The sequence below is a fragment of the Niallia alba genome, from assembly GCF_012933555.1.
Classification (GTDB): domain Bacteria; phylum Bacillota; class Bacilli; order Bacillales; family Cytobacillaceae; genus Niallia; species Niallia alba.
The window spans coordinates 2,948,067-2,961,219 of record NZ_JABBPK010000001.1; the positions used below are offsets into that span (position 1 = coordinate 2,948,067).

15 protein-coding genes are annotated in these 13,153 nt (G+C 33.7%); 5 read left to right on the forward strand and 10 right to left on the reverse strand.

The genetic code is table 11. The features are described from left to right. Positions 1-92: 92 nt before the first annotated feature. Positions 93-437, reverse strand: a complete 345-nt coding sequence (locus HHU08_RS14165; protein ID WP_169188722.1) for an ArsR/SmtB family transcription factor — start codon at positions 435-437, stop codon at positions 93-95. Positions 438-637: 200 nt separating this feature from the next. On the opposite strand from HHU08_RS14165, the gene HHU08_RS14170 reads away from it, so the two are divergent. From HHU08_RS14170 to HHU08_RS14180, 3 genes are all read left to right on the forward strand, one after another. Continuing rightward, positions 638-2,002 carry an MATE family efflux transporter gene (locus HHU08_RS14170; RefSeq protein WP_169188723.1) on the forward strand — a complete coding sequence of 455 codons (1,365 nt, stop codon included), beginning with the start codon at positions 638-640 and terminating at the stop codon, positions 2,000-2,002. Between the two features lie 212 nt (positions 2,003-2,214). Then, the gene (locus HHU08_RS14175) at positions 2,215-2,697 is read left to right on the forward strand and encodes an Hsp20/alpha crystallin family protein (RefSeq protein ID WP_016203944.1); all 483 of its coding nucleotides are present in this window, start codon (positions 2,215-2,217) and stop codon (positions 2,695-2,697) included. 18 nt (positions 2,698-2,715) lie between these two features. Beyond that, the gene (locus HHU08_RS14180) at positions 2,716-3,153 is read left to right on the forward strand and encodes an Hsp20/alpha crystallin family protein (RefSeq protein ID WP_101731018.1); all 438 of its coding nucleotides are present in this window, start codon (positions 2,716-2,718) and stop codon (positions 3,151-3,153) included. Positions 3,154-3,197: 44 nt separating this feature from the next. On the opposite strand, the gene HHU08_RS14185 is transcribed toward HHU08_RS14180, so the two are convergent. Both HHU08_RS14185 and HHU08_RS14190 read right to left on the reverse strand, forming a co-directional pair. Beyond that, entirely contained in the window at positions 3,198-3,701 is a 504-nt protein-coding gene (locus tag HHU08_RS14185) for a GNAT family N-acetyltransferase (RefSeq protein WP_016203946.1), read from the reverse strand. Positions 3,702-4,029: 328 nt separating this feature from the next. Further along, positions 4,030-4,794, reverse strand: a complete 765-nt coding sequence (locus HHU08_RS14190; protein ID WP_016203947.1) for a CAP domain-containing protein — start codon at positions 4,792-4,794, stop codon at positions 4,030-4,032. Between the two features lie 441 nt (positions 4,795-5,235). Between HHU08_RS14190 and HHU08_RS14195 the strand changes: the two genes are divergently transcribed. Beyond that, positions 5,236-5,481 (forward strand): hypothetical protein, encoded by a 246-nt coding sequence (locus HHU08_RS14195; protein ID WP_016203948.1) that lies wholly within the window; start codon positions 5,236-5,238, stop codon positions 5,479-5,481. Between the two features lie 81 nt (positions 5,482-5,562). On the opposite strand, the gene HHU08_RS14200 is transcribed toward HHU08_RS14195, so the two are convergent. From HHU08_RS14200 to deoD, 5 genes are all read right to left on the reverse strand, one after another. Then, a complete protein-coding gene (locus HHU08_RS14200) occupies positions 5,563-6,387 on the reverse strand; it encodes a hypothetical protein (RefSeq protein ID WP_169188724.1) in 825 nt (274 codons plus the stop codon). 147 nt (positions 6,388-6,534) lie between these two features. Beyond that, positions 6,535-7,440: a CobW family GTP-binding protein gene (locus HHU08_RS14205; RefSeq protein ID WP_169188725.1), complete on the reverse strand. Its 906-nt coding sequence runs from the start codon at positions 7,438-7,440 to the stop codon at positions 6,535-6,537. Between the two features lie 85 nt (positions 7,441-7,525). Beyond that, positions 7,526-9,013, reverse strand: a complete 1,488-nt coding sequence (locus HHU08_RS14210) for a lmo1851 family serine protease (protein ID WP_456238315.1) — start codon at positions 9,011-9,013, stop codon at positions 7,526-7,528. 281 nt (positions 9,014-9,294) lie between these two features. Next, positions 9,295-10,155 (reverse strand): M15 family metallopeptidase, encoded by an 861-nt coding sequence (locus tag HHU08_RS14215; RefSeq protein WP_101731013.1) that lies wholly within the window; start codon positions 10,153-10,155, stop codon positions 9,295-9,297. 86 nt (positions 10,156-10,241) lie between these two features. Beyond that, on the reverse strand, positions 10,242-10,943 hold the full coding sequence (gene deoD, locus HHU08_RS14220) for a purine-nucleoside phosphorylase (RefSeq protein ID WP_016203952.1): 702 nt from the start codon (positions 10,941-10,943) through the stop codon (positions 10,242-10,244). A gap of 218 nt (positions 10,944-11,161) precedes the next feature. On the opposite strand from deoD, the gene HHU08_RS25505 reads away from it, so the two are divergent. Next, entirely contained in the window at positions 11,162-11,287 is a 126-nt protein-coding gene (locus HHU08_RS25505; RefSeq protein ID WP_169188727.1) for a hypothetical protein, read from the forward strand. Between the two features lie 286 nt (positions 11,288-11,573). Here the strand turns inward: HHU08_RS25505 and HHU08_RS14230 are convergent, their stop codons facing one another. Both HHU08_RS14230 and HHU08_RS14235 read right to left on the reverse strand, forming a co-directional pair. After that, positions 11,574-11,744, reverse strand: coding sequence for a YozD family protein (locus HHU08_RS14230; protein WP_016203954.1), 171 nt, complete (start codon positions 11,742-11,744; stop codon positions 11,574-11,576). A 286-nt stretch (positions 11,745-12,030) separates the two neighbouring features. Continuing rightward, positions 12,031-13,146 (reverse strand): IS4 family transposase, encoded by a 1,116-nt coding sequence (locus HHU08_RS14235; RefSeq protein ID WP_016201461.1) that lies wholly within the window; start codon positions 13,144-13,146, stop codon positions 12,031-12,033. Between the last annotated feature and the right edge of the window lie 7 nt (positions 13,147-13,153).

Here is a 13,153-nt window from a genome sequence, read left to right on the forward strand (position 1 = left end):
AGAATATGCATAACGTATTTTAACATATAATTATATACTTATATGTTATCTATAAAAAGACAACATATCAATTCATTTATATTTATCAACTGTTACTCACAGGATATTCTTAACCCCTGTTTTTCTAACCAAATGAATTTTTCTTCTTGATTAGGAATGTATTTTAGTATGTCACTCACCATTGAAAAATATTTGTTTTGTTGGTCTAAGGAATAGATTACCCATTGACCTTTACGTTGTTCTTTAACCACTCCAGCATCTTTTAATTTTCTTAAATGTTGACTAATAGCAGGTTGAGACATGTTAATCACATCGACAAATTCACACACACAGCAGTCATGAATCATTAGCATACCTACCATTGATAAACGCGTCTTATCACCTAAAAGCTTTAAAACTATGGCTGCTCTATCTAATTCTAATTGTTCTGAAGACATTATTCCTCATCCATTTCCAATAATATTTATAAACATCATAAGGAGGGCAATTTAATTTTGCAAGCAATTATGAATAACTATTCTTACAAAACCACTCTTTTTTTCACAAACAATTTTGAAGTTTCCATTTTTCCTTCTCCTTCATACCCCTTTTCTATGATATAATACGAAACGTTATTGTAAAGAAAGAGGACAAGCAGATGAAACAAACTTATTCAATAAAACAAAAGTTATCTCAAATGATTATTATTTTATTGCCTATTCTTGTTACACAGGTTGGTATTTTTGCATTAAGCTTTTTTGATACGACAATGTCAGGGCATTATAGTCCCGTTGACTTAGCTGGAGTAGCAGTAGGAAGCTCCTTATGGACACCTATCTATACAGGACTTAGTGGCATACTACTCGCTTTGCCTCCCATTGTTTCGCAATTAATGGGAAAAAACGAACACAAAGGTGTACGTTTTTCTGTTATCCAGGCAGCATATCTTTCCTTTAGTATGGCTGTCTGCCTATTAATTATTGGTTATTTCTTCTTAGATCCTGTTTTAACTAGCATTGGATTAGAAAAGGATGTATATGAAGTTACTTACCATTACTTAGTTGCACTAAGCACTGGAATTATTCCCATTTTCTTATACTTTGTTCTTCGTTCCTTTATCGATTCACTTGGCCAAACCCAAATAACTATGTTTATCACTTTAATAGCAATACCAATTAATATTGTCTTAAATTATGCACTTATCAATGGAATTTGGATTTTCCCTGAACTAGGTGGTGTAGGTACTGGATACGCAACTAGTCTAACCTATTGGTTTATGTTCTTTATGGCTGTCTATATTGTTCATAAAAAACAGCCTTTTAGCTCCTTTCAGTTATTTGCTCATTTCTCGAGAATGTCTTGGTTAAAATGGAAAGAGATATTAACGATCGGGATTCCGATTGGCTTTTCTGTATTCTTTGAAACAAGTATATTTAGTGCTGTAACTATTCTAATGAGTAGTTACGATACGAATACAATTGCAGCACATCAGTCAGCCATTAACTTTGCTTCTCTCTTATATATGGTTCCCTTAAGCATCTCAACTGCGTTAACCATTATTGTCGGTTATGAAGTGGGAGCCAGACGCATGAAGGATGCAAAAATTTATAGTTGGTTAGGCGTCGTACTCGCTGTTATAATTGCTATTATAAGTGGGATCATTCTTTTAACGTTCCGAACAGACATTGCAGAAATTTATACAAAAGACTGGGAAGTACTCCACTTAACAGCTCATTTTCTAATTTATGCGATTTTCTTTCAACTTTCAGATGCCATCCAAGCACCGATTCAAGGAGCGTTACGAGGATATAAAGATGTAAATGTGACTCTCTTGATGAGCTTTATCTCCTATTGGGTGATTGGTCTACCGAGCGGATATCTTTTTGCTACCTATACAAACTTAGGGCCATTCGGTTATTGGATCGGACTTATCGTTGGTCTTGCAACCGGCGCCATATTCTTAACAAGTCGTTTAGTTCAAATTCAAAAGAAAAAGTTTAATTATAAACAAATTCACTCTTAAAAAACTGCGCCTCTGTAGCGCAGTTTTTTCATTGGCTCCTTTGAAATCACTTATATTTTTGATAACATATGATTCACCTTATCTTTAAGTATACATTTCTAAATCGATTGACCTCTGTTGCAAATCAAATTAGGCAAATACACACTTTTTGCATCCATGAATACAATGAAAAATAAGCATATATTTGTAAAGTGAGAAAGGATGAATTTCCAATGTTCCCTTGGAATTTATTCCCTTTTAATAAAGATGCAAAAAATAGAATGGATCAAATGAATCCACAGGATATTCAAAAGTATGTGCAGCAAATGATGGATAAACTAATGCCTGATTCTCTCCAAAAAATGGAACCAGATAAAATGTTCCAGAGTTTTTCTAAAGGAGAAAATTTTCGTAACGATAACATTAATCATTCCGAAAAATTTAACTATGTTGTTTTTGAAACCCATCATCATGTTTATGTAAGAATCCCTATTTTAGATAGCAACTGGTTAGAGCATCTTAAAATTTTTTATACATCCAATCAATTAATCATTCAACATATTCCTTCCTTTGAAGATAAACATACCATTACCCTGCCAGCGATTGTACGAAAAAAAGGCTCTGTTGCACTGTATAAGGATGATATTTTAGAAATAAGGATTCAAAAGAATATTGATATTCAATATTCTGAGATTGATGTGACAGAAATGAATTAACAAGAAGAGGAGATTTTCATGAGTTTTGATAACTTAAAAAAAATCTATCAATTTTCTGAGAATAGCCATAAGGAAGACTATTGGAAAGAAATGTTTGGGTCAACCAACAAAGATTGGATCACACATGAATCTACATCTATTAAAAACAGTGATGCCTTTCCCGCATGTGATTATTATTTAAATAAATCCCATTATTTTATCGAAATAGAATTACCAGGAATGAATGTGAATCAGTTATCCATTCACTTAAATAACCAAGTTCTACACATAGAGGGCTATTATCAAACATTTATTCCTAATTGTGCCTACCTTTTAAAAGAACGACAGAACAAACATTTTGCCAAAAATATTAAAATCCCTGCGGATATAAAGGAAAAGGATATTAAGAAGAAATATGAGAATGGGATTTTGCAGCTTTCTTTTCCACAGAAAGAAATGAAAAAGGAGGGAATATAATGATTCCCTCTCCCTTCTTGCACTTATTTAGCTTAAAACTGATATCATAGAAATAGTTTATCATAGCAATAAAATGGCTTGTCTTTTCCTTCAAAATAAGTTGCGCCAACTTTATTATATCCATTTTTCACAAATAAACTTTGTGCTTTATCATTTAATGAGTATGTATCCGTCTTTAAATAGAATATATCTTGTTCAATGGCATAAACCTCAGCAAAAGCTAATAAGTTACTGGCAATTCCACCTCCACGGATATCAGGGTCCACAACTAATCGATGAATAACCATATATTCCTTATTGGTATAGGTCCACTCTATTTCCTCATAGTTTTTACCGCCAATTTGATCGATCGTAATGGAACCAACCACTTTATCATCTATTATGGCAACAAAAAGATTATTATTTTCAATATCTACTTTGAAGCTAGTTTCATTTGGATATTTATGTGACCATTGATCATTTCCTTCTCCTTGCATGATAACTAAAGCTTTTTGTACGATTTCCATAATTACTGGCAAATCATCTATATGTCCTTGTCTAATTTCCACTTGTAATTTCTCCTATACAATAAATTCTTCTCTGATATCTCTATTAATTAGTGTGCTTTTTCTAAAAGTAGATATTCAGGAAAAATCATTATATAAATTTATCGACAAAAAAACCACTATTTTGATTAACAGAAGCTTATATTTCTATAATTTTAATTTTTTTGATAAAGTGAAACTTCCATCAGTGGGGGAAGTCTTACTGTCCGTTAAGAGTGGGATAAATAAAACTTTAGACCTATTCTAGTTTAAAAAAAATACAGCTTCATCAAAAATAAATTTCTGAGAAGCTGTATTTTATCTAATCTTTTTGTAAAACTAAAATCGAAGTTTATTTTCCGATAAATTGTTGTGTCCAGTAGTTTCCGTTTTCTACATATCCAACACCAATATGTGTAAATTTATTGCTTAAGATATTGGCACGATGGCCTTCACTATTCATCCATGCTTTCACTACTTCTTCTGGCGTTTTTTGACCTTTAGCAATATTTTCTCCTGCAGCTTTATACGATATACCAAATTGCTTCATCATATCGAATGGGCTTCCATATGTTGGACTTGTATGAGCAAAATAATTATTTGCACTCATATCTTGTGACTTCGCTTTTGCCACTTTGCTTAATCCAGTATCTAATGTAAGCGCAGGTAAGCCATTTTTAGCTCTTTCTTTGTTTGTTAATTCTACTACTTGTTTTTCATAAGCACTTACTGATGTTGCTGTTTTTGCAGAACTGTCTTTAGCCGAATCGGTTGTTGCATTATTTTGTGAAGTAGTCTTTTTAGGATTTGATTTACTTTGTTTATTTGTAGTGTCTTTTTGTTCTAGCGGACGATTTTCTACTTCCTTTTGTTTATTGTGCGTCTGTTGTTTTGCAACTTTTAGATCGTTCCATACTTTATCTATATCTACTTGATAATTAGTAGAAATATTGTTAAGGATTTTATTTAGTTGCTCTTCTGATAAATTATTAGATTGATAGATTATTTTTGCTTCTTGAGGTTGAATAGATGCTGCTTCTGCTTTATTTGCAAGCGGTGTTGCCAGCATTAATGTTGATGCTGCTGCTACTGAAAAAATTACATTTTTCTTTTTCATCGGTTATTTCCTCCTTGGTTATCCAAATCGAAAAATTAATAGATTTTGTTGTTTTCGACTTACAACAACATCATATCATACGATTTTTGTCATAATTTTGGATAAAAAATACAGATGAAAAATAATGTTGCGGAATAAATTAATAGATAAAAAGAAAATAGAATAGATTAATAGGTAGATCAACAAATATCTGTTGTTTATTTGGTTATAAATAAAGATGGATAAAAAAAACAATAATTGATTTTTTTTCTTCATCCTCCGTATTTTGGTCAAAAAAAATAGTTGACATATTTTTTTGACCAGCTCCAAAATAACATTAAAGACAAAAGGTTTACAAAAATGTAGTGTTTATTACAAGTCACTAAACAGGAAAATTGCATAAAAAACGGCATAGTTGGAAAAATAAAAAGGATTAATATCTATAAAGAATGGAGTAATGATATGAATACACCGTATTGCTGCCCCAATTGCAAAACGAATCGCAGTCGCTTTAATATTATTCAGCAAGTCCCTCAATCGGTTAAGTTAGATCCGCAAACCGGTACTGTTGTAGAGGAATACACATCCGAGAATTTATCCCCATTTCATATGGGATATTCTGGTCCTGATTATCGCATTCAATGCGCTGCATGTGGATTGGTTGAAGAGGAAAAAACATTTATTAAATTTGGGGAAATGAAGGGATAATTTCTTTTCATTCCTAAACCTATTAAAAAAGCATCCCGTCTTCTTATAATAAAAAGTACGGGATGTCTTTTATTTGGACAACTATTCTAACAGAGGTTTCTCAACAATTACCTTCCATCCTTCTAACGGTGAACTCCTAATCAGTAATAGCTCTTTTCTTACTCTTCTAGATTTTTCGTTTTTCACATACACATTGCAATCGATTGAAAGGTTCACTTGCAACTCTTGCTCATAATCTTCGTGCTCTAACTCTTTCATGTCCATCATTTTTATATTCTCTATCATCGTTAGTTCAGAAGACCAATCTTGCTTCGTTGAAATAGATTGTAGTATCGTTGTATCCTGCTCTTTTATGCCAGCAATAAATGCTGTAGCTACATCATTGGGATTCAATTGCTCTAAATACTCCGTTAATTGCCCTGCTGCTTTATAAACCATTAATTTATGGGAAAAATCCATCTTATCTGTTTTATGAGTTGTGCTTCCTAAAAAGTGAACACAAAAATGACCAGGAAAATTATTTGCCAAAGCACCTGCACCATGTGGCATTCCATGCATGGATGCAGCATACCATTGATCCTCTACCATGATGAGGACCGCTCTCCGACGCCAGCTCCACTTACCCTCATAAATATCCTTCATTATCTTTGTATCTTCTGTAGTAAGCGGCTGTACGTCTGCATGCTGGCTTCCTGCTCTTCGCTGAACGTTGAACTGCTTACCTGTTTCAATGTCCATAATTGTAAACTTGCTGTATCTAGGAAGCCATTCATTAATCATATCCCATGACAATAACTGAATGTCAAAACTAATTGGTGAGGAAGTATTTTCTCCTGTTGCTTTCACTATATGAGCGGAAGTTATGAAAGTACTACAAAATAGAAAAAGTAGAATTTTTTTATACACTGAGAACCACCTTCATTATAATTTTTCAATAATGAAAGTTTGCCCCATTTTCTCCTCTGTACTCTCGTGCACTTCGCATCACTAATAATTACCAATTAATGACACTATCGGTCATTTGCTTGTACTATCTACTATATATCCTAAATCTTATAAGAGGTTCAATTCATTCTCTACTTTTTTCCAATCGATATTTTCACCAATAAACACCATATTTAATGGCATATTCATTTCCTCTTGCATAAATAAAGGCATTCCGTATGAGTACTGAAACAAATCTGGATATTTGGCTTGATGAAATTTAACATAGCCCTTAATACGGTAAATTGTATTAGGAAGCTCTCTTAAAAAGAATTCAAATTGATCTGCTGCAATACTCTTTTTAAAGGTATATACAAACGTACTTAAATGTAAGGCATGAACCGATGTCTTGGTAATGCCACTATATATGTGACTTTCCATTTCCAGTAATTTTTCAAAAGGGAATTTAGAATAAGTTGTTAACACGGTAAATGCATGTGAGCAAATCGATTGCAGTTCAAACGTAATTTTTGCTTTTTCTGCTTCTGTTAATTGGTCTTCTTTATTAACGATTATTAAACTTGCATGTCTAGCTTGTTCCATAATAAGTTGCTGAATTGGGGCACTTAATGTAGATCGTTCAAGCCATTGTCTTCCATTTATCACTGTTATTATCCCTTTGAATCGAAGCTGATCTGCAAAAATTGGAGATAGGATACCATCTATTGTTTCTACTGGATGTGCAGCTCCAGTTGTTTCAAAATAAATAACATCAGGTTTTTCTTGCACCAATAATGTCTGAATTTGCGCTTCGACTTCATCTTGGATTGTGCAGCACACACATCCTCCAAGTAATTCTTTTAACGGAATATCTCCATCGATTTCATTGGAATCAATGGAGATTTTTCCTAATTCATTCATCAAGACAGCTACTTTGCGACCAAGCGCTTTCTCTTTTTTAAGTATTTCTTTTAACAATGTCGTCTTTCCACTTCCTAAAAATCCAGAAAGTACATATATATCTGTCTGTTTCATTTTATAAACTTCCTTTTATTATTTTTATAAGAAAGAAAAAGAGGATGACAATAATGTGTCACCCTTTTCTGGTTTAATTTAACCCTTATTTTTTCATTTCCTCTTTTAATACTTCTACTGCCTTTTTCATTTGTGTATCTGATTTTTGAATTTTTTCACGGAGTTTATTCATTAATTCGGTGGTTGTCTCACCCGTAATAACTCCATCTTCCTTTAATTTTTCTTTCTTTTGAAACTCTTTCGTAACATTTTCTGTGCTTTCATCAAAGTAGCCATTCGTATTGTCTATGTCATAGCCTAAAGCTTTTAACATTTCTTGTGCGATTTTGACTTCCTCTGAATTACTGCCTATTTTTAATTTGCTTTCTGGGTTAATCATTGTAAGACTTGCATAGCTTGGAAGCTCTACTTTATGTGTTGGCTCAATTCCTTTTTCATGGATCCAGCTACCATTCGGTGTTAACCATTTATCAACCGTAAACTTGATATTGCTACCATCTGTAAAGCTTTTCGCTTGCTGTACTGTTCCTTTTCCAAATGATTTCACTCCAACTAATGGTACATCAGCAGATTGATTTACAGCACCTGCTAAAATTTCAGAAGCGCTTGCGCTACCTCCATCAATTAGAACGACAAGTGGAATATCCATATTACTACTATTTTGTGAAGTAACTTTTTCGACTGTACCGTTTTTATGTTCAATTTGATAGATAACTTCCCCATCTGGAACAAAAAGCCCTGCAATTTTTTTGACTTCTTCTAAAAGACCTCCAGGATTATGCCTTAAATCAAGGACAATTCCTTTCATACCATCTTCTTGATATTTATTTAAAATGTCAACTAGCTCCGATGCAGTATGCTCCGAGAAGCTGGTAATCTGGATTTTAGCAATTTTATCTTTATCCATTTCCCCATAAACCGTCTCAATTGGAATTGTATCTCTTGTAATCGTGATTTTTAATGGTTCACTTGCACCTGATCGTTCAATTTCCAATTCTACTTTTGTTCCCTTTTCACCGCGGATTAATAGAACTGCTTCTGATGAGCTCATTCCTTGAAGAGACTTTCCATCCACCGTAAGAATTTTATCATTCGGCTTAATCCCTGCTTTTTCAGCTGGAGAACCTTTAATAGGAGATACTACAACTATACTATCATTTAACTGTTGTATTTCAGCTCCTATCCCTTCAAAAGAGGAGGAAATACTTTGTTGAAAGCTTGCTGCTTCTTCTTCATTCATATAATCTGAATAAGGATCATCCAAAGCTGTAAACATACCATCAATAGCTCCATTAACGAGATCGTCTGAACTTAAATCTTTATAGTAGCTGTCCATTAATGTGTCATAGGCAGTATATAATTTATTAAATTCATCTCTTTGATTGTTTACTGTTACAGCAGGCTCATCCCCAAAGGAAAAGGCAATCGTCGTAATTCCAGCAGCTGCAATTACAACTACAAATAAAAGCATTACAAAATAAAACTTTTTTATTTTAAAATACCCTTGTTCATTTTCCTGTTCTTGTTCTATTTCCTTTTCCGTATTATTTTGTTCGTTATCCAAATGTTTCACCACTTTCGTTAACAAGAGAGTTATAAATTATGTATAAAGATAGAATACCATGTTTAATTTTATTTAATCAAATGTAAGGAAGCTCCATTTTAATAAAGTGAAACTTCCATCAGTGGGGGTTTTCCCCTCATCCCCCACTGATACCAATCGTACCTTTACGGACAGTTGATCTCCCACCTATCTTCCTCGTATTCTCATAAAAAAAGAGGGGGAGAGTCTTACTGTCCGTTAAGAGTGGGATAAAGCAGAAAGGAAATATATATTTCTTTCCTGCTTACTTTTTATATTTTTCGAACAACCTTAAAGTATTCTTCTAGCGTCCAGTCATTTTCAAAAATATCTTTTGCAGATTTTTTCCCAACATATCGAAAATGCCATGGTTCAAATTTATACTGTGTAATGTTTTCTTTTCCCTTAGGATAACGGAGTATAAAGCCATATAGATGAGCATTTTCCTTTAACCATTTACCTTCTTTTGTCTCTCCGAATTCTTCCGTTAGAAGGAACTCAGCACTTTGACTGGATATATCCATGGCAAGACCTGTTTGATGTTCACTATTACCAGGATATGCAACTGCCTGCACAGCCTTCTCTTCTCCAACACGATCTACTTCTGCTCCAAATAGTTCTGTCTGGCGATCAAAGGAGCGATATCCTGAAACTGCATAAAGCGTTACGCCGCTTTTCTTTGCACCATTAAACATTTCTTCCAATGCCTTAGCTGCTTCTTGCCTCATATAGCTCTTTTCAATATCCTGATTACCAAAAGAAAATTCTACATTTGGCCGTACTAAATCTTCTGGTGTATATCCATCTGGCAAACCGAATTCTTTATTGACAAGAGATACAATATTTGTTGGGTTTTGAATAATATTTCTTCCATCTACTACTTTAATTTCATTAAAAAAGACAGATTCTAATGTCCAAGGATACTCTTCTTCCTCTGGCACATCTTCGGAAGTATTTTGCTCCTCTTCCTTCCCCTGGTCTTCTGTGTTAACTGATGTTTCACTATCTTGCTCATCTGCTTTCTTGTCCCAAAAAGAAATTTTCTCTTTTATTGATGTTAAATCTACTCTTTCACATCCCGTTAACATAGCTAATGCTAATGCTAGAGAAGAGATTGCTACTGATTTTTTCATTTAATTCACCTTACATATCGTTAAATTTTCTTCTTGCACATGATTTGATAAAGGTATGCAAAAAGCATACCTTTATCTGTTAACAATTATTTAATTGCCGCTTCTAAAGCCACTTCTATCATCTCGTTAAATGTTGTTTGTCTTTCCTGTGCAGTTGTTTCTTCGCCTGTTAAAATATGATCGCTTACTGTTAAAACAGATAGTGCTTTACGATCGAATTTAGCAGCGATTGTATAAAGTGCTGCTGTTTCCATTTCTATCGCTAGAATTTGGTATTTAGCCCACTTTTCTAACTCCGAATTATCATTATAAAACATATCCGCTGTAAAGACATTTCCTACTTTTAAGGATAGTCCTTTTTCAAGTCCGCTATCATACGCTCTTTTTAATAATTCAAAATCAGCTGTTGGCGCATAATCAACACCGCCGAATGTTAATCGATTCATTTGGGAATCAGTTGATGCACTCATAGCAAGGATTACATCTCTTACTTTTACATCCTTTTGAATAGCACCGCAAGTACCAACACGAATTAAATTTTGAACATTATAGCTACTAATTAGTTCATTAATATAAATTGAAATAGATGGTACACCCATGCCTGTCCCTTGTACACTAATTCTTTGCCCTTTATATGTTCCAGTATAACCAAACATATTGCGGACTTCATTATAGCATGTTGCATTTTCCAAGAAATTTTCCGCAATGTATTTGGCTCTTAACGGATCTCCTGGAAGTAAGACTGTTTCTGCAATTTCGTGTTCTTTTGCACCAATATGTACACTCATTTTATTTCCTCCAATTAATACTTCATTACTTATTTAAATCCAAATTTTTCTACTTATGAAAACTTCACTATTTGTACTATATCATATTCTAATATGCTGTAAAACATATTTAATTTTAGGATAACATTTTTTTAGAGGGTTATACTATATTTAGTTTTCCTCTAGCTTTGAGGCAAAACAATCTTAATATGGAACAAATGATTTGGAGGGGGATTATTATGGGAAAAAAACATCGAAATCGAATCAATTCTCCAAAGAAAAATAATCATATTCCAAAAGAGGCTATTATCGCAGAACACGAAGCACATGGTAAAGAGTATTCTGCAACTAGAAGAAAAAGGTAACAAAAGCTTCCATCAGTGGGATTTTTCATCTCCCACTGATGGTTAGCTGCACTTATCAGATCTTTACGGGAGAGTTTCCCCCCTCGCTTCCTCCATTCTCCGAAGCTAAAGGTAAGGCTTACCGCCCTTTAAGAGTGGGATAATCTGAAATAAAAACAGGTGGGAAGTTTATTCCTATTGATTAACACGATGGTTTAAGAAAAATTTTGATTTTCTACACACCTTTATGTTGCGACATTTTTACAATAAAAAAATAGCAAGGATTTCTCCTTACCATTCTTATTTTCTATTCATCAATTTCTTCATCAATAATGCATTTGTCCAATAAATATTCAAATGTAATGTCAGCCAATTCTTCAATTTCACCTTCAGTGGGAACGAATCCCCTTTTTAATAGCTCACGAAAGAAAAACTCTGCTATTTCTTCTGTATCAATAATCACGTCGATTTCTTTCAAGCTTATCGCCCCCTTTTTAAAGAATATATGTGACATTTTAAAAATAATGCTTTCTTAAAAAAATTATCTGATAAAACAGACTTTTTTTCAAGTGAAATAATAGGAACTAATTCAAAAATATTCTTTTTATAAATTAGACCACTAGTGTTGCATAAATATTGTCGCAATTTTCAGTCTGATTATCCTCCTTGTTTAGAGCCAAAAAGGTAAATACCTATTCAAAGGTGGCTCCATCCATTTGGTTTTTTTTTACAATTAGACTTGTGCGACAACAACAATTTGCTTATTAAGGGATGGCTTTCCCTTCAATCTTTCGAAGCCAGATATGGGCTGGTTTCCACAATGCAGCCCTTAAATAACGGCTAATTTGTAAGGTTTTTCGCTTACTTCTTGTTTCAAGTTGTACGAGAACATGTAGGCAAAAAACAATCAGTGCGATAAACACTTGGTTTTGAATCGCCCATTCACTTTGACCGTAGAACTTTTTGATGCTGAGATGCTGTTTGATCCATTTAAAGAACAACTCAATTGCCCACCGTGATTTGTACATCTCTGAAATTTCTTCGGCACTCAAATCAAAACGATTGGTAATTAAATGCAGTTCATTTCCTTTTGAATCCATCACTTTTAGAAGACGAAAGTAATTTTCAGCACGGTTTTGAGTCGTACCAATCAACACCATTTGATCTGACAAAACAGCTGAATTCTCGGGTAGTTTAAAATTATAAACTTCCCGTATGACTGCGTTTTTCCGTAGCCTTGAAAGAAAAAAGTAACCATCATCTGTCATTCGGTCAAAGCGCTCGTAATCTAGGTAGCCACGGTCAAACACATACATGCATTCTTTATCATCAACCATGATTTCAAGCTGACCACGATCATGTTCTTTTGCCGTTGTTAAAACAGCCTTTTCAGGATAGGAACTCCCTTTTTCCATAAACACAAGTCTCAAATGCAACTTGACACCCGCTTTTGTTTTGCGGAACTTTGCCCATTTATGATTGGTCAAATTAAGTGGCAATGTGCTTGAATCAATGATTTTTAACGGCATAATAAGCTTTGTATAATGTGTTTTTGCATGAATTTGTGCGACTAAATCAAGGAAAAGCCTTTGAAATAAATCTGGATTTATACCGTTTAATCGGCGTGAGAGCTGAGAAATACTGATTGAATCAAGATCAATGCCTTTTTGTAGTTGGTCGTCGAAAAGACAATCGCTTAGCTCATGCAAACTTTCGACTTCTTGTAGCTGTGCAAAAAGGAGTAATTTTAGAAATGAGTCTGTTTTTAGTTTTTTCGTATAGTAATCTAATTTCAACGTTTTCACGGTTTCTTCAAAAAGTTGAAGATTTATTGGTGAAAACCATTGTCCAAATGAAGTTTTTCGTGTAATCTTGTCCATGTGTTGG